We start from the raw sequence: 16,034 nt of genomic DNA on the forward strand, positions 1-16,034 counted from the left end.
GACCGGCCATGATCAAAACAGCACATATCCTGCGCCTCCGACGCCGACGCCGCACAGCGTAACCGGCCCGTTTGATCCAATTGCGCGCTGTAAATCCGTGCAAACCCCACCAAATCAGTTGACGACCATGGCTCTTGTGTATCAACCACAGGGCTTAACCTACCCGAAAAGGATGATCCGATGATCCCGTCCGTTCTGCCGACCTATAACCGTGCGCCCCTGACCTTTGTGAAGGGCGAAGGCGCCTGGCTGACCGAGGCGGATGGCCGACGTTTTCTGGATCTCGGCGCGGGGATCGCGGTAAACGCGCTGGGCCACGCGCATCCGGTTTTGGTCAACGCCCTGACCGAACAGGCACAGGCGCTATGGCATGTCTCGAACCTGTATCACATCCCGCAGCAACAAGCGCTGGCCGACAAGCTGGTCGAGCATACCTTTGCCGACACGGTTTTCTTTACGAATTCCGGGACCGAGGCCTGCGAACTGGCCGTGAAAATGGCCCGCAAGTATTTCTATGACAAAGGCCAGCCGGACCGGGTCGAGATCATCACCTTCGATGGCTCTTTCCACGGTCGCTCCTCGGCCGGGATCGCGGCGGCGGGGTCCGAGAAGATGACAAAGGGCTTTGGCCCGCTGTTGCCCGGCTTTGTCCACCTGACTTTCGGTGATCTGGATGGCGTGACCGATGCGATCACCGAAAAGACAGCCGCAATCATGATCGAGCCGGTTCAGGGCGAGGGCGGTATCCGCCCGGTCCCCGACGCGGAACTCAAAGCCCTGCGCCAGATCTGCGACGAACACGGGCTTCTGCTGATCATGGACGAGGTCCAATGCGGCGTCGGGCGCACCGGGAAACTCTTCGCCCATGAATGGGCGGGGATCACGCCCGATATCATGATGGTTGCCAAAGGCATCGGTGGCGGCTTCCCGTTGGGCGCGGTGCTGGCCACGGAAGAGGCCGCCAGCGGCATGACCGCAGGCACCCACGGCTCGACCTATGGCGGCAACCCGCTGGGCTGCGCCGTCGGATGCGCGGTGATCGATCACGTCGCAACCCCTGAATTTCTGGAAGGCGTTAACCGTAAGGCGGGCCTGCTGCGCCAGAAACTCGAAGGTTTGATCGCCGATCATCCGGACGTCTTTGAAGAGGTCCGCGGCTCTGGCCTGATGCTGGGGCTGAAATGCAAGGCGACCAATCTGGACGTGGTGAATGCAGGCTACGACAATCAGGTTATCACCGTGCCTGCCGCCGATAACGTGATCCGCCTGCTGCCGCCTCTGACGCTGACTGAAGACGACATCGCGCAGGCTGTCATCCGCCTGGACAAAGCCGCCGCGCAGGTCGAAGGCCAACTTGCCACTGCCTGATCTTCATCTTTTCCCAAATACTCCGGGGATGTGGGGGCTGGCCCCCACTCGCCGCTCAGCCAAAAGCGAAACGATATGAACCATTTCCTTGATATCCACATGACCGATCAGGGTGACCTGCGGGCCATGATCGATCAGGCCGCAGCAATGAAACAGGCCCGTCTGGGCCGCCCCAAGGCAGCACTGGACGACGAACAACCGCTCAAGGACCGCATGGTCGCCCTGATCTTCGAAAAACCGTCGACCCGGACGCGCGTGTCCTTTGATGTAGGTGTCCGGCAGATGGGTGGTCAGACCATGGTGCTGTCGGGCAAGGACATGCAGCTGGGTCATGGCGAAACCATCGCCGACACCGCCCGCGTCCTGTCGCGCTATGTCGATATGATTATGATCCGGACATTCGACGAAACGATCCTGACGGAAATGGCCGAATACTCGGATGTGCCCGTCATAAACGGTCTGACCGACCGTACCCATCCCTGCCAGATCATGGCCGACGTGTTGACGTTTGAGGAGCATCGCGGCCCAATCAAAGGCAAAAAGGTGGTCTGGACCGGGGACGGCAACAATGTCTGCGCCTCGTTCCTGCACGCTGCCGGTCAGTTCGGGTTTGACCTGACCTTCACTGGCCCCGCGCAGTTCGATCCCGAGCAAGAGTTCATGGGGTTCGCCCGCCAGAAAGGCTCGAAGATCGTGGTGGAACGGGACCCGTACAAAGCGGTAGAAGGCGCGGATCTGATCGTTGCCGATACATGGGTGTCGATGCACGATTCCCAATCGGCCAAGGAACGCCGCCACAACCTGCTGCGCCCCTATCAGGTCAATGCCGAGCTTATGTCGCACGCCAAGCCCGACGCGTTGTTCATGCACTGCCTGCCCGCGCACCGGGAAGAAGAGGTCACGTCCGAGGTGATGGACGGCCCGAACTCGGTCATTTTTGACGAGGCTGAAAATCGCCTGCATGCGCAGAAGTCGATCATGCGGTGGTGCCTCGGCGTCTAAGCCCGCCGTCTGGCATCCCACACCCGTAATTTGGTGAGCGCCCGGGCGCTCGCCAGTACCACCAGAACGCATAAAGCGGTCTTGGTCATGATCTCCATCGTGCCTTCGATCAGCATGGCGTGGATCACGCTGCCCAGAATGGTAATCATCGCCAGCCCCGTATGACTCAACCGCCACAGGCGAAACCGCAGGTTCAGGCGCGCCCGGCAGATGCCCAGAACTGCGGCCCCAAATGCGGCCCACATCGCAATCACGCCCCATGCCGAAAACGGGGTTGGCGATGTAAAGAGAAGGGCATCTACGACATCCGGCGGGCTTGTGATCCATAACCCGATTACGTGGGTCAGGATGGCCAAGACCAGCATTATTCCAACCGCACGATGCAAGCGCCGGCTGGTCACGGGCGATAGTCCCGGCAGGTCTTTGGCTGCCAGAAGTGGTTGCAGCAACAGAAGACCCATGCTCAGAACACCCGCGAACCCGGCGGTAATGTAGATGGGGTCACGCCATTGCAGATACGGGCTGGACGCCGCTGCAATCAGCGGAACAAGCAAGGCAGCCGTCAGCGCCCCCCAGATTGCCAAGCTGCGGATCACGCTTCAGACGGGCTGAAGGACGAAATGCGCCGCAAGGGTTTTGTCCCTTGCACTGGACATGACCGGGCGCAGGAACACGGTTTCGAAGTCGCCACTGTCATAGGCCAGATGCCCGTGTGGCTGGCCAAAGGCGGGCACGATCTGCGGCATTTCCAGCCGGAATTCACCATTGGCGTCGGTCAGGGTTGCCCCATGGCTGTGCGGATCGCGCTCGTGCCCTTCGGTGGTATGTGCCCAGATCTGGATGCGCTGACCGGGCAGGGGTGCCCCATCACCAGCGCGCCGCACTGTTCCGGTCATCCAGAAGCCGCCGCCGCCAATCCGTTTGACGATCGGTGCGCCGGGGCGGTAATTGTTCGACCCGCCCCGCATCGATGGCGTGGGGGCAAGACCTGCTGCACGCGCCGGGTTTGGGCTTTGGACTGCAACGCCGACCGCAGCTGCTGCACCCGTTGCGATAAGGGTTCGACGTGTCATCAGTATACGGGTCATGAATAACGCTCCTATCGATCCTGCGGCGACCTTGTGTGATCCAACCATTCAGGCGCAATCGATGGCTAAACATAGCACACCCAAGCTGGATTCCGAGTTTCTACCCTTTAGTATTCGGCAGGATTCTCCTCACGCCTGTGTGAGCGGTTGGGCCGAGGCGGCCGCTTCGGCATCGGCTTGCACGGGCACTGTGCGCTCGTGCGCTTTCCCTACTTGTTTTGCGGTATATATTTGCACTCATGAACACAATGCGGTGCAGTGGCCGCTTCTTGAGGGAGAAGAGAAATGAGTTGGAATCCGACCCACAATCCCGAATGCGTGTCCGAAAACCCGGCGTTGGATACTCTGATCATCCCGCGTGCGCGCGATCTGGGCGGGTTCGAGGTGCGTCGCGCCCTGCCATCGGTTCAGCGACAGCTTGTCGGCCCGTTTATCTTCTTCGACCAGATGGGTCCGGCGGAATTCATCACTGAAGGCGGCATCGACGTGCGACCGCATCCGCATATCGGTCTGGGCACTGTCACCTACCTGTATAAGGGCGAGTTCGAACACCGCGACAGCCTTGGCACGCATCAGATGATCTACCCCGGCGAGGTCAACTGGATGGTCGCCGGGCGCGGGGTGACGCATTCCGAGCGCACAAGCGACGAAACGCGCGGCAAAAGAAACAGCCTGTTTGGCATTCAGACCTGGATCGCGCTGCCGGAACAGCATGAGGATATGGCCCCGGATTTCGAACATCACAAACAGGGTGCGCTGCCTTGTATTCAAGATACCGGCGTCACCGCGCGGCTGATCCTTGGCTCGGCCTACGGCGAAACAAGCCCGGTGACCATGATGTCCGAGACCTTCTATCTGGATGTCCAGCTTGATCCCGGCGCGTCCTTCCCTCTGCCCGACGACCACGAGGACCGCGGCGTCTATGTCACCGAAGGTTCGGTTGAGATCGCGGGCGATGCGTTCGAGGCCGGGCGCATGATGGTCTTTCGCCCCGGCGACAAGCTGTCCGTCAAGGCAGGGCCTTTGGGCGCGCGGCTGATGCTTCTGGGTGGCGCGACTTTGAATGAAGATCGCTATATCTGGTGGAATTTCGTCTCTTCTTCGAAGGAAAAGATCGAAACTGCGACGCGGGAATGGAAGACGGCTGATTGGGCCAACGGCGCCTTTCACCTGCCGCCCGGTGACGATCAGGAATTCATTTCGATTTCCGAGGATCTGGAACGCACCAAGCCTCGGCTCGCGCGTCGAACGTGACGTCATACGGCGGCAGGGTTGTTCTGCCCCCGTAACGCTGTGATCCTTCCCTGAACGGAGGGATCGCCATGAAAATTGTCGTCGCAGGCGCTGGCAGTATCGGGTGCTATTGCGGGGCTTTGCTTGCCGCCTCGGGGCATGAGGTCACCTTGCTGGGGCGCGCGCGCGTATTGGACCCGGTCCGGAAAGATGGTCTGACAGTCACCGATTTCACCGGGCTGCGCCGCACTGTGTCGGCTGAGGCCCTTGTGTTGAGTGAAGACCCCGCCTGTCTGGGCGAGGCCGAGCTTGTCATCGTGACCGTGAAATCCGGGGCCACGTCCCAAATGGCCGAGTTGATTGCGTCGAACGCTGCACAAAACATCCCCGTCCTGTCCTGGCAAAACGGGATGGAGAACGCGCGCGTCCTGAAAGACATCCTGCCCGGTTATGACGTTCGCGCCGGGATGGTGCCCTTCAACGTGGTGCCGACCGATCCGGGGGCCTATCACCGGGCGACCTCGGGCGACATTGTTATCGAAGGCGGCCCCGGCGGTTTGGCGGCGCGGCTGAGCAGCCCGGACCTGCCCGTCTCGGAAAGCGACCGGATCGAGGCGGTTCAGTGGGGCAAACTGGTGATCAACCTCAACAACGCCCTGAATGCGCTGTCAGGTCTGACGCTGGTGGATCAATTGACGGATCGCAACTGGCGGCGTCTGATGGCCGACCAGATGGTCGAGGCTTTGACCGTTCTGAAAGCGGCGGGCCAGCCAGTTGCCTCGACCACCCCGCTGCCTGCCGGGATGACGCCGCACATTCTGCGCCTGCCGACGCCTCTGTTCACCCGCATCGCGTCCAAAATGCTGACCATCGATCCGGCGGCGCGAACCTCGATGGCCTATGACCTGATGGAGGGTCGGCCGACGGAAATCGACTCGCTGCAGGGTGAGATCATGCGTCTGGGTCAGAAAACCGGGGTGCCGACACCGATTTGCACGCGCGTTTCAGACCTGATCCTGCAACAGCCTTCGACCCGGCTGACACCGGATCAAATCCGGCCCTGACGGCTCTGGCCTCACGCGAAGGCTGTCAAGACCCAGAAGATCAACGCAGACATGGTCGCCGCTGCCGGTACGGTGACGACCCACGCGGCAACAATGGTCATGAAATGCGACCGCCGCACCAGCTTGCGCCTTTGGTGTTCTTCGCGCGCCAGTCGCTTTTCGCTGGGGCGTTGCAGGTTCGACTGTTTCCAGCGTCGGTCCGAGTGCCATTCGCGGTAGAACCCAACACCGAACACGGCACCCACCGCGATGTGGGTCGAACTGACCGGTAAGCCCAGCCAGCTTGCAACGATAACCGTGATCGCGGCAGAGAGGGCCACGCAAAAGGCGCGCATCGGGTTCAGCTTGGTGATTTGGCTGCCAACCATCCGGATCAGTTTCGGGCCGAACAGGAACAGACCAAAGGAAATCCCGAACGCGCCGATGACCATGACCCAGATCGGGATAGAGACCTTGGCGGCGAAGTCACCGAACTCTGCCGCATGTACGATCGCGGCCAAGGGGCCAACAGCGTTGGCCACGTCATTTGCCCCATGCGCAAAGCTCAGAAACGTGGCAGAGATCACCAGCGGCAGGCCGAACAGTGTTTTAAGCGACCGCGTGCGGTTCTCAAGCCCTTCGGATTTTCGTTTGACCCATGGCACGGTGACCGACCACGCCAGCGCACCAGTGGCCAAGCCGATCAGCAGGGCGGTCTCGGGTTCGATCTTGACGATCCGTTTCAGGCCCTTGACGGCCAGATAGGTGGCAAACGCACCGGCCATCAGCGCCACAAGGATGGGCACCCAGCGGCGGGCGGCGGCGATCTTGTCGTCTTGGTATTGGATTTTGGCCTTGATCAGCGCCAGAAAGGCGGCTGCGATCAATCCGCCCAGAACCGGAGAGATCACCCAGCTTGCGGCAATCGCGCTCATGGTGCTCCAGTTGACGGCGCTCATCCCTGCGGCGGCGATGCCGGCGCCCATCACCCCGCCCACAACCGAATGGGTCGTCGAAACCGGCGCACCGACCCATGTGGCCAGATTGACCCACATCGCAGATGAGATCAGCGCGGCCATCATGGCCCAGATAAACACGTTGCTGTTCTGCACCGACATCGGGTCGATAATGCCCTTGGATATGGTCGAGACCACATCGCCCCCTGCCAGCAGCGCGCCAGCGCTTTCGGCGATAGCGGCGATGGCAATTGCTCCGCCCATGGTCAGCGCGTTGGCCCCGACCGCAGGCCCCATGTTGTTGGCCACGTCGTTTGCGCCGATATTGATCGCCATATACGCGCCGAATGCTGCCGCAGCGACGACGATCAGGCCCCCGTCGAAGCGCCCGAAAAAGACCGCGGCGGTCAGCCCGGCCAATGCCATGAAGGCCAGTGCCAGACCGGGTCCCAGCAGCGGGCGCGCGACATGAGAGTTCGCGGTTTCGACGCGCGAAATACGGTGGAGGTCAGTGTCCAGCGACTGCCAGCGGGCTTTGGATTGTGTATTCGACATGGGCTCGATCAGATCATCTATGCGATCACAGGCCGCTATCGGTTTACGGACAGCAGGGCAACGTGTCTGTCATCAAATTTTTGCAATCTCGTTACATTTGGCAAGCAATGACTGCAATTCCGGCTCGGCAACCAACGTAGCCGCCGTTTCGGGCGAGACCCAGTTGCGGGTGCGCTGATTGGCTTCGGGGAAATCCTCGGACAATTCTGCGACGGTGACATGGTAGACCGTGGTCAGAACCGGTTGTGCAGACCCGTCTTTGAGGATCTTGTCATAGGTGTAGTGACCGACCGGCTCTTTCCGGACCGCCTCGGACCGGACACCAGCCTCTTCCCACGCTTCCTGCGCAGCCGTTTCCGCCCCGTCCAGCCCATCGATGGGCCAGCCTTTGGGGATGACCCAGCGACCGGTGTCGCGGCTGGTGATCAGCAAAATTTCCATCCCGGTTTCGGTCTGACGTGTGCACATGGCTGCGAACTGCACCCGACGCGGGCGCAGGAACAGGGGTCTTGCGACCTCTTCCCAGATGTTTCGAAACCAGTGTGTCATTGGCACAGTCTAAAAAAGCCCCGGTCTTTCAGAGCGGCTGAGGTAACAATTACGTCAGGTAATTTCAATGAAATCGTAAAGTTTCGGTGAATTTTAGCCTGTTTTGGCGGAAATATGTGACTTTTTGTGGGGTATAGCCGTGCATCGGGCTGGTTCAGCCTTTCGACTGACCCTGCCTGCGTTTGGCGCGCAGGGTCGGATCGGCCTGCGTTGGGTCTTCGGGCCAGGGGTGTTTCGGGTATTGCGCGCGCATGTCCTTGCGCACGTCCGCGTAGGACCCGGCCCAGAAACCGGGCAGGTCGCGGGTGATCTGAATGGGCCGCTGTGCCGGAGACAGCAGGGTGATCTTCAACGGTGTGCCCCCAACTACCGGGTGCTGAGTAACCCCAAAAAGCTCCTGAAGGCGCACCGCAATTTCCGGGGCTGCGCCACTGTAATCAATGGGAACTTTACGACCCAAAGGCGTGACAAATGAACCCGGCGCGCGCCGGTCCAGTTCCTGCGTTTGCGTCCAGTCCAGACGGGCGCGCAGGGCGGGCAACAGGTCAAACCGTTTCCAGTCTTCGGCCGAGCGGACGCCGGTGAGCATCGGCAGCAGCCAATCCTCAAGCGCGTTCATCAAGCCGTCCACCGAGAAATCGGGCAAATCGACCCCGTCCGCGCGCACCAGTTCCACCCGCGCGGCAAGGCGCGCGGCGGCTCCGTCCAGGCGCAGCCCCAGATCACGCACGCCGTCCAGCATGGCCTCAGCTACCGCGTCCTCAGGCACGTCCTTCCAGATACGATCCCCAAGCGTGATCGCGCCGAATTGCTCCTGCCGTCTGGCGACGACGCGACGATCCCGTTTGGACCAGACGCAACTGTCGACCCAACGGATCTGATCGCCGAATTGATCGCGAATCTCACGTTCCGAGATCTGAACTGCCATCCGAACCCGTGCCTCGCGCGGGTTTCCGTCGGTGTCTAGCGCAACTAGATAGGGGGCTTCGGCCAGTGTGTCGTCGTTTTCCAGAATAACCCCTTTGCCTCCTGACAACACATATCGCGGCGCATGGCCCTTGCGTCGCTGTCCAATCCTGTCGGGATAGGCCAAGGCCGCCATCGCGGCGGGGCTTTGGGTTTCGGTCTGGGGTGGGGCGACGGCCCGCAGGCGTTTTGCCTCGGCCTTGATCCGGTCCAGCGCACTCACGTTCACCTGCCAGGGCTTCCCCCTTTGAAATGCGCGCAGGTCTTTCATTGCATCCAGCCGCAACGCCAAATCGACCGGAGCGCCACGCAGCGGGTCCCGCTCGGCCAGCAGGGCTGCAAGCGGCGCGGCCTGAGCCCCGGCGCTTACCAGCATATGCCCCAGACGCGGATGCAAAGGCAGAGCCGCCAGATGACGCCCGTGATCGGTGATCCGGCCTTTGCCGTCGATGGCATTCAACATACCAAGCAGGGCTCTGGCCTCGGTCAACGCGCCTTCGGGCGGCGGCGTCAGAAAGGCCAGATCGCCAGGGTCCGCACCCCAAAGGGACAGCTCCAAAGCCAATCCCGTCAGGTCTGCCGACTCGATTTCGGCAGGTGGGTAGGCGGCCAGCGCGCCCTCTTCCCCCTTGGACCACAGCCGGTAGCAGACGCCTTCGGTCACACGCCCGGCGCGGCCCATGCGTTGGGTTGTTTCGGCCCGCGTGACCCGCTCGGTTACCAGACGCGACATGCCCGAGCCCGGATCGAACCGTGCCCGGCGCGCCTGTCCCATGTCCACGACCACGCGAATATCGGGAATCGTCAGCGATGTTTCGGCGATTGAGGTGGCCAGTACGATTTTGCGCCCGTTTTCAACCGGAGCGATGGCCGCGCGCTGGGCGGCAAAGGGCAGGGCACCGAACAGGGGTCTCAGAACACAATCCTTCGGCAAGCGTCGCGCCAGCGTTGCCTCGGCCCGCCGGATTTCCCCCTCGCCGGGTAAAAAGACCAGCACGCCGCCGCCTATTGAGCGAGTCTCGTGCACTGCGGTTTCAACCAGATCGCACAGCGCATCCAAACGGCGGGCTTGGGTGCCCAAAGGCCGATCCAGCCACCGAGTTTCGACCGGATAGCTGCGCCCTTCGGATGTGACCAGCGGGGCGTCCATCAACTGCCCGACGGGCTCGGCATCCAGTGTTGCGGACATGGCCACCAGTATAAGATCGTCACGCAGCGCCCCTGCAACCTCAAGACACAGCGCCAGACCCAGATCGGCATTCAACGAGCGTTCGTGGAACTCATCGAAGATCACGGCTCCGACCCCGGGCAGGTCCGGGTCGGATTGCAGCATCCGGGTCAGAATGCCTTCGGTAACGACCTCGATCCGCGTCTGTTTTGAGACCTTGGCATCGCCGCGCACGCGGTAACCGACGGTTTGGCCCGCGCGCTCGCCCAGCGTTTCGGCCATCCGTTCGGCGGCGGCACGCGCGGCCAGTCGGCGGGGTTCCAGCATCACGATCCTGCCGTCGCACAGCCCGGCCTGCAGCATGGCCAGCGGCACGCGCGTGGTTTTCCCCGCGCCCGGTGGAGCCTGCAACACCGCACGGCGATGGTCGGTCAGGGCCGAGAGCAGTTCGGGCAGGGCGTCATCGATAGGCAGTCGGGTCATGTCGCCTTATCGCCAAAGCTTGCGGCAAGGTCCAGAAGGCCCGGCGGGAACCACGCATAAGTGCTCTGGACAAACAGGGTTCCGACCCTTCATTTAGGGCAAAATTCCAAAAGGGTCGCACGCATGGATATTGCTGAACTGGGTGAGAGGATTTTGCAGGGCGAACGCCGTGCTTTGGCGCGTGCGATTACTCTGGTCGAAAGCATCCGGGCCGATCACCGGGCACAGGCGTCCGAGCTTTTGGCCTACCTCGCCAAATCTGGCCGCCAATCGCTGCGGATTGGTCTGTCAGGCACACCGGGTGTCGGCAAATCCACGTTTATCGAAAGCTTCGGCATGATGCTGATCAGTCAGGGTCTGCGCGTCGCGGTTCTGGCGGTAGATCCCAGTTCGGCCCGGTCGGGTGGCTCGATTCTGGGCGACAAGACCCGGATGGAACGCCTGAGCCGCGAGCCAAACGCGTTCATCCGCCCCTCACCCAGTCAAAGTCATCTGGGCGGCGTCGCGCGTCGCACCCGCGAAGCCATTGCGCTGTGCGAGGCGGCAGGGAATGACGTTGTGCTGATCGAAACCGTCGGCGTCGGTCAGTCCGAGACGGTGGTCTCCGAACTGTCTGATCTGTTCCTGCTGCTGCTGGCCCCGGCTGGCGGGGACGAGTTGCAGGGCGTCAAGCGCGGCATCATGGAGATGGCGGATATCATTCTGGTCAACAAGGCGGATGGCGATCTGAAGGCCACGGCAACGCGCACCTGCGCCGATTATGCAGGGGCCCTGCGGCTGCTGCGAAAACGACCTCAGGACCCCGAGGGGTTTCCCAAGGCCATGACCGTTTCTGCGGTTGAAGAACATGGGCTGGATCAGGCTTGGGACGAGATGCAGGCCCTTAGCCAATGGCGACGCGACAAGGGGTATTGGGCCGCAAGCCGGGCAACGCAAGCGCGGTACTGGTTCGATCAGGAGGTTCGGCATGCCCTGCTGGCCCGGCTGGACACGCCCTCGGCCCGCGCCGAAATGGACCGGCTGAGCACTGAGGTCGGCGCAGGCACGCTCAGCCCCTCGGTTGCGGCGCGGCAGATGCTGACCGCCCTGGCGGCGGACTGACCCGGCCGCCCTTGCGCGCAACGCTTGGCTAGGGACCGGTTGTCGGTGTAGTCTGAACGCAATGTGTTGATACGTTGCTTTTTACATTGATTTTAAACGGTCTTGGCCCCGGCGGTTTTGTCTGGTGCTAAGCTGACAGACGGGAACTGCCGACCATGCCCAATATTCGCGGCACCAATGGCAATGACATAATCGACGTCACCGATGACAACGGGACGTTGAACGGCACGCCGCAGGGAACGCCGATTGACAACGTTCGCGGCCGACGCGGTGATGACGAGATAACGGTCACCAACAGCACGGTTGTTGGCATCGTAGGCGGTGGGGGCGGTGATGACGATATCACAGTCACCGGCAGTACCGTGGGAACCGTGGGCGGCGGAGGCGGGGCCGATACCGTCATTGTGCGCGGATCGGACATCTCGAACATCAATCTGGGCAATGGCAACGACACGCTGGACTTTCAAAGTTCAACCGTATCGGGTTCGATTGATGGCGGCGGGGGCACCGATACGCTGAACCTGCCGGAAGGTACGGTGATCAATGACAGCACATTCGGGACGATCACGGTTGTGGCAGGGACCAGTTATTCCCTGTCCAGCGGATCGTTTACGCTGCCATCGGGCACGACTGTCACATATTCGGCGTTCGAAAACGGGGCCGGCTTCCCTTGTTTCACACGCGATACCCTGATCCGGACGGATCAGGGGAACCGCCCTATTCAAACCCTAGCGACCGGTGACATGGTTCTCACCATTGGCAATGGGCTGCAGGCTATCCGCTGGGCGGGCAGAAGGCGGTTCGACCTGGCGGCGATGGAGCGTGACCCCAAGCTGCGTCCGGTTCGGATATTGGCCGGTGCCTTGGGGCAAGGGGTGCCGGACCGGGACCTTTTGGTGTCGCGGCAACACAGGATGCTGGTGCAGTCCGAGATCGCCCAACGGATGTTTGGCGCGGCCGAGGTTTTGATCCCCGCGATCAAACTGACTGCGCTGCCCGGTATTTTTGTGGACCAAGAGGTGCAGGAGGTTGAGTATTTTCACCTTCTCTTCGACCGGCATGAAATCATCGAAGCCGAAGGCGCACCGACCGAAAGCCTTTTCACCGGCCCCGAGGCGCTGAAATCCCTCAGCCGCGACGCGCGGGCCGAGATTTTCGGGATATTCCCGGAACTGGCGGACATAAACCACCAGTCGGATCTGGCGCGCTTTGTGCCCAAGGGGCGGCATCAGATGAAACTGGTGGCACGGCATCTGAAAAACAACAAACCCCTGTTGCAACGCCCTTGATCCCGATACAGGTTCCGGGGGCCGGGCGGTGCGTGCTGACATAGTGCAAAGAATTCGTGCTGGCTGTCTTGACCCTTCCTGCGATTCCCACTACACGCATCCAACCAGTTTTCGGGCGCGACTTCGGGTTGCGCCCCTTGTGATTTGGCCGCAGGCATTTTGCCCGGCCTCCAGAAACAAAGGAAGAAACCATGTCGCGCCGTTGCGAACTGACCGGAAAAGGCCCGATGACTGGCAACAATGTCAGCCACGCCAACAACAAAACCAAGCGTCGTTTCCTGCCGAACCTGAACGACGTCACCCTGCAGTCCGAAGCTCTGGGCCGTGGCGTCAAGCTGCGCATCTCGGCTGCTGCTCTGCGTTCGGTTGACCACCGCGGTGGTCTGGACGCGTTCCTGGCCAAAGCCAAGGACGAAGATCTGTCGGCGAACGCACTGAAAGTGAAGAAGGAAATCGCCAAGGCGCAAGCCTCGGCCTGATTGCTTCCACTGCCAAGCATTCTTGACCCCGTACCAGTCTGGTGCGGGGTTTTTCTGTGTTAGGGGTGCTCTGGCGTGGCGCTATTGTTGACGATTTGGAAATAAAATCTCCGAACCGTGAACTAGTTCACATACAGTCAGGCGGGCGCGACGTACCGTTGGGATATTCTTCTGGCGGGGGCCGTCCGATGTCATTTAAAAGTTTCTATATTTTTCTGTTGCTTACCAGTGTTTTCAAAAAGGCATACTTGGCTTGTACCCGTATGCAACGCCGGGTGAATCATTCCCACACCAGCCTGACCAAGGGCACCGTCAAACGGCCCGGGCTGGACTACTAAGATCTGCTTCAAGCGCGACCCTTTGGCGCTTGAAGCGTTTTCTGTCTGTGAATTATATGCGGATCAGGATGAGATCTGCTGTTCATAGCCTGTTCCCCATTGTGCTTTCCCTGTTTGTGGTTCTGACCGGACAGGGTGTCGCCGTCTCGCGCGGCGTGGACAAGGCTGTGGGTCAGATGGTGCTGTGCACCGGAAACGGGCCGGTTGTCGTTTACATGGACGAGAACGGGCAACCTACTGCACCCCCGCACTATTGTCCCGACTATGCGCTGACGCTGCTGGGGGCGGTTGCGATTGCGCAACCGTCATTGCCCCAAGCCCCGTTGCCCGAATTGCCGCCCCTTTTACGGGTCGCAGAAAGCCTGATTGCACTGCCTGTTCCGCAAACACCGGCGCGCGCGCCTCCTTCGATCGTCTGACTTTTTCCAAAAAACTCAAATCGCGAGAAAAAGGAGACGTAAGATGTCCCTCAAAACCACTCTGTTTGCTGCCCTTGCAACCGCCATTCTGGCTGGTCCTGCCCTTGCCGAGGGCACAATTGTTGTCGACGACGCCTACGCCCGGTCTGCAGGCAAGGCCGCCAAGGCGGGGGCGGCGTTCATGATGATCAAGAACACCGGCGACACGGATGATCGTCTGGTCAGTGTCACTTCGGATGTATCGGCCCGGGTCGAACTGCATACGCACAAGATCAACGATGACGGGGTCGCCCAGATGATCCATGTCGAGGAGGGCTTTGTCATCCCGGCGGGTGAAACGCACATGCTGAAACGTGGTGGTGACCACGTCATGTTCATGGGTCTGAAAGAGCCGTTCGAACAGGGCGCGACGGTTCCGGTCACGCTGGTTTTCGAACAAGCGGGCGAGATTGTGATCGAGGTTCCGGTCGATCTGGAGCGTCAGGATAAGCACGGCCACGATCATAAGCACGAGCACGGATCGGAGTCGAACTAAGACGTCGCCTGTCTTCGGGCCGCTCCGCGGCCGTCATCCATGCGACAGGCCGGGCGATGCCCGGCCTGTTGTCGTTTGTGGCTGGTGTTGGTGAGTATGTGTTCAGCGGTTCACCGTCTTTAGTCCCACGCGGCTTTTGGCATTGCGAAAGCGCATCGCCAGCCAGACCATGACGGCTGAAATGGCCAGGGCCGAGAACGCGATGGCCCATCCCAGCGCCACGAGCGCAATGGCGGGCCAGATCATCAACACCAACCCGACAATCAGTGCAGCAAACCCCGACCCGCGCATCGAGCCGCGCTGTGGGTCGCGTTCGTGCATCTGACCGGCTGCCGCCAATGAACCGATGCCGATGATAAGCGCCCAAGCCCCCAACAGGAAAAACGCCAGTTTGACGGTGCCTTCGGGCCAGATCATCAGGATCAGACCGATCAGAACACCGCCAATGGCGGCCCCGCCCAGCAGCCCCCGACGCCCAACACCGAACAATGTCAACGCGCCATCCAGGATCAGCAACGCCCCCACCAGCCTCAGCAACAAGGCGATACTGCCCGAGGGCCAGAACAGGGCGGCGATGCCCACAGCCCCGGCCAGCACCCCGCGCAGCAGAAAGGTCCACCACAGGCTGGCCAATTGCGCGCTGAGCATGTCGCGGTCCGCCATGCTGCCTTCGTCCATGATTTCACCGGTTCGGGGATCTTGGTCTGTCATGACGTGGTCTCGCTTTGGTTATGTGGTCCGCTTATAGATGGTTTGTTATGTCTTGGCCTGTAACAGCCGATCAACCCATAGCGGCACAGTTTCGGTTGCCTTGCCGACCAGCCTGTCATCAAAGCTGTTGTCTGTGGGTTCGAGATTGATCTCGATCGTATGCGCCCCGAATGCCTGTGCCTCGCTCGCAAAAGCAGCGGCGGGATAGACCTGGCCGGATGTTCCGATTGTGGCAAAGATCGAGGCTGTCGCCAGATGGCCGAAGATGTCATCCATGTGATAGGGCATCTCACCGAACCAGACCACATCGGGCCGCGCGGCAGGGGCGTTGCAGGCCGGGCAGGGCTCGGTCACGGCCATCTCGGGCGGCGCGGTCCAGCGATGTCCGCAAGAGGCGCACAGCGCGCCAGCCAAAAGGCCGTGCATGTGGATGACGCCCTCGGCCCCTCCGGCCTCATGCAGGCTATCGACGTTCTGCGTCACGATCACGACCTCGCCGGGCCAGTCCCGCTGTAGCCGGGCCAGAGCGTGATGGGCTGCGTTGGGCTGCACCTGCGCGGCTTGAACACGGCGAGCGTTGTAGAACCCCTGAACCAGGGCCGGATTGCGGGCAAAGGCCTCTGGCGTTGCGACATCTTCAATCCGGTGCTGCGCCCACAGCCCATCTTCGTCGCGAAACGTGCTGAGCCCGCTTTCGGCGGAAATACCGGCCCCGGTCAGAATGACGATCTTTTCCATATGTCCTCGGCGC

General features: G+C 61.2%; 16 protein-coding genes. 9 read left to right on the forward strand and 7 right to left on the reverse strand.

From position 1 onward, the window contains the following. Window positions 1-180 precede the first annotated feature (180 nt). Window positions 181-1,368, forward strand: a complete 1,188-nt coding sequence (locus ACR0MO_RS13685) for an aspartate aminotransferase family protein (protein WP_170623694.1) — start codon at window positions 181-183, stop codon at window positions 1,366-1,368. 75 nt (window positions 1,369-1,443) lie between these two features. Continuing rightward, window positions 1,444-2,370, forward strand: coding sequence for an ornithine carbamoyltransferase (gene argF, locus ACR0MO_RS13690; protein WP_170454153.1), 927 nt, complete (start codon window positions 1,444-1,446; stop codon window positions 2,368-2,370). Here argF and ACR0MO_RS13695 read toward each other — a convergent pair. Both ACR0MO_RS13695 and ACR0MO_RS13700 read right to left on the reverse strand, forming a co-directional pair. Beyond that, complete coding sequence (locus ACR0MO_RS13695) at window positions 2,367-2,966, reverse strand: ferric reductase-like transmembrane domain-containing protein (protein WP_170454151.1); 600 nt, start codon at window positions 2,964-2,966, stop codon at window positions 2,367-2,369. The genes argF and ACR0MO_RS13695 overlap by 4 nt on opposite strands. A gap of 3 nt (window positions 2,967-2,969) precedes the next feature. Further along, a complete protein-coding gene (locus ACR0MO_RS13700; RefSeq protein WP_480874294.1) occupies window positions 2,970-3,458 on the reverse strand; it encodes a twin-arginine translocation pathway signal in 489 nt (162 codons plus the stop codon). Between the two features lie 285 nt (window positions 3,459-3,743). Here ACR0MO_RS13700 and ACR0MO_RS13705 point away from each other — a divergent pair, with 285 nt between their 5' ends. Further along, window positions 3,744-4,712 (forward strand): pirin family protein, encoded by a 969-nt coding sequence (locus ACR0MO_RS13705; protein ID WP_170454147.1) that lies wholly within the window; start codon window positions 3,744-3,746, stop codon window positions 4,710-4,712. A 68-nt stretch (window positions 4,713-4,780) separates the two neighbouring features. Then, window positions 4,781-5,755, forward strand: coding sequence for a 2-dehydropantoate 2-reductase (locus ACR0MO_RS13710; protein ID WP_480874298.1), 975 nt, complete (start codon window positions 4,781-4,783; stop codon window positions 5,753-5,755). A gap of 11 nt (window positions 5,756-5,766) precedes the next feature. Here ACR0MO_RS13710 and ACR0MO_RS13715 read toward each other — a convergent pair whose 3' ends face one another. The 3 genes from ACR0MO_RS13715 to hrpB form a co-directional block, all read right to left on the reverse strand. Beyond that, complete coding sequence (locus ACR0MO_RS13715; RefSeq protein WP_480580357.1) at window positions 5,767-7,245, reverse strand: inorganic phosphate transporter; 1,479 nt, start codon at window positions 7,243-7,245, stop codon at window positions 5,767-5,769. A gap of 72 nt (window positions 7,246-7,317) precedes the next feature. Continuing rightward, window positions 7,318-7,794 carry an NUDIX hydrolase gene (locus ACR0MO_RS13720; protein ID WP_480891761.1) on the reverse strand — a complete coding sequence of 159 codons (477 nt, stop codon included), beginning with the start codon at window positions 7,792-7,794 and terminating at the stop codon, window positions 7,318-7,320. A 154-nt stretch (window positions 7,795-7,948) separates the two neighbouring features. Further along, window positions 7,949-10,411, reverse strand: a complete 2,463-nt coding sequence (gene hrpB / locus ACR0MO_RS13725; protein WP_480891763.1) for an ATP-dependent helicase HrpB — start codon at window positions 10,409-10,411, stop codon at window positions 7,949-7,951. Window positions 10,412-10,534: 123 nt separating this feature from the next. Between hrpB and meaB the strand changes: the two genes are divergently transcribed. From meaB to ACR0MO_RS13750, 5 genes are all read left to right on the forward strand, one after another. Continuing rightward, the gene (gene meaB / locus ACR0MO_RS13730; RefSeq protein ID WP_170454137.1) at window positions 10,535-11,512 is read left to right on the forward strand and encodes a methylmalonyl Co-A mutase-associated GTPase MeaB; all 978 of its coding nucleotides are present in this window, start codon (window positions 10,535-10,537) and stop codon (window positions 11,510-11,512) included. A gap of 155 nt (window positions 11,513-11,667) precedes the next feature. Then, window positions 11,668-12,801, forward strand: a complete 1,134-nt coding sequence (locus ACR0MO_RS13735; protein WP_170454135.1) for a Hint domain-containing protein — start codon at window positions 11,668-11,670, stop codon at window positions 12,799-12,801. Between the two features lie 191 nt (window positions 12,802-12,992). After that, complete coding sequence (gene rpmB / locus ACR0MO_RS13740; RefSeq protein WP_170454133.1) at window positions 12,993-13,280, forward strand: 50S ribosomal protein L28; 288 nt, start codon at window positions 12,993-12,995, stop codon at window positions 13,278-13,280. A 406-nt stretch (window positions 13,281-13,686) separates the two neighbouring features. Further along, entirely contained in the window at window positions 13,687-14,037 is a 351-nt protein-coding gene (locus ACR0MO_RS13745; protein ID WP_480891766.1) for a hypothetical protein, read from the forward strand. Window positions 14,038-14,080: 43 nt separating this feature from the next. Beyond that, entirely contained in the window at window positions 14,081-14,572 is a 492-nt protein-coding gene (locus ACR0MO_RS13750; protein WP_480891769.1) for a copper chaperone PCu(A)C, read from the forward strand. Between the two features lie 102 nt (window positions 14,573-14,674). Here the strand turns inward: ACR0MO_RS13750 and ACR0MO_RS13755 are convergent, their stop codons facing one another. Together ACR0MO_RS13755 and ACR0MO_RS13760 are read right to left on the reverse strand one after the other, a co-directional pair. Continuing rightward, window positions 14,675-15,283 (reverse strand): DUF308 domain-containing protein, encoded by a 609-nt coding sequence (locus ACR0MO_RS13755; RefSeq protein WP_170520676.1) that lies wholly within the window; start codon window positions 15,281-15,283, stop codon window positions 14,675-14,677. Window positions 15,284-15,328: 45 nt separating this feature from the next. After that, window positions 15,329-16,021: an NAD-dependent deacylase gene (locus tag ACR0MO_RS13760; protein ID WP_480891773.1), complete on the reverse strand. Its 693-nt coding sequence runs from the start codon at window positions 16,019-16,021 to the stop codon at window positions 15,329-15,331. Window positions 16,022-16,034 lie beyond the last annotated feature (13 nt).

It is taken from the genome of Ruegeria sp. K5, assembly GCF_056531805.1.

Bases quoted from the DNA above. Each gene is read 5' to 3' on its own strand.
- hrpB (WP_480891763.1), bottom strand. From the start codon at position 10,411: ATGACCCGACTGCCTATCGATGACGCCCTGCCCGAACTGCTCTCGGCC.
- ACR0MO_RS13760 (WP_480891773.1), bottom strand. From the start codon at position 16,021: ATGGAAAAGATCGTCATTCTGACCGGGGCCGGTATTTCCGCCGAAAGC.
- rpmB (WP_170454133.1), top strand. From the start codon at position 12,993: ATGTCGCGCCGTTGCGAACTGACCGGAAAAGGCCCGATGACTGGCAAC.
- ACR0MO_RS13745 (WP_480891766.1), top strand. From the start codon at position 13,687: ATGAGATCTGCTGTTCATAGCCTGTTCCCCATTGTGCTTTCCCTGTTT.
- ACR0MO_RS13685 (WP_170623694.1), top strand. From the start codon at position 181: ATGATCCCGTCCGTTCTGCCGACCTATAACCGTGCGCCCCTGACCTTT.
- ACR0MO_RS13710 (WP_480874298.1), top strand. From the start codon at position 4,781: ATGAAAATTGTCGTCGCAGGCGCTGGCAGTATCGGGTGCTATTGCGGG.
- ACR0MO_RS13750 (WP_480891769.1), top strand. From the start codon at position 14,081: ATGTCCCTCAAAACCACTCTGTTTGCTGCCCTTGCAACCGCCATTCTG.
- ACR0MO_RS13735 (WP_170454135.1), top strand. From the start codon at position 11,668: ATGCCCAATATTCGCGGCACCAATGGCAATGACATAATCGACGTCACC.
- ACR0MO_RS13715 (WP_480580357.1), bottom strand. From the start codon at position 7,245: ATGTCGAATACACAATCCAAAGCCCGCTGGCAGTCGCTGGACACTGAC.
- ACR0MO_RS13705 (WP_170454147.1), top strand. From the start codon at position 3,744: ATGAGTTGGAATCCGACCCACAATCCCGAATGCGTGTCCGAAAACCCG.
- argF (WP_170454153.1), top strand. From the start codon at position 1,444: ATGAACCATTTCCTTGATATCCACATGACCGATCAGGGTGACCTGCGG.
- ACR0MO_RS13720 (WP_480891761.1), bottom strand. From the start codon at position 7,794: ATGACACACTGGTTTCGAAACATCTGGGAAGAGGTCGCAAGACCCCTG.
- ACR0MO_RS13755 (WP_170520676.1), bottom strand. From the start codon at position 15,283: ATGACAGACCAAGATCCCCGAACCGGTGAAATCATGGACGAAGGCAGC.
- ACR0MO_RS13700 (WP_480874294.1), bottom strand. From the start codon at position 3,458: ATGACCCGTATACTGATGACACGTCGAACCCTTATCGCAACGGGTGCA.
- meaB (WP_170454137.1), top strand. From the start codon at position 10,535: ATGGATATTGCTGAACTGGGTGAGAGGATTTTGCAGGGCGAACGCCGT.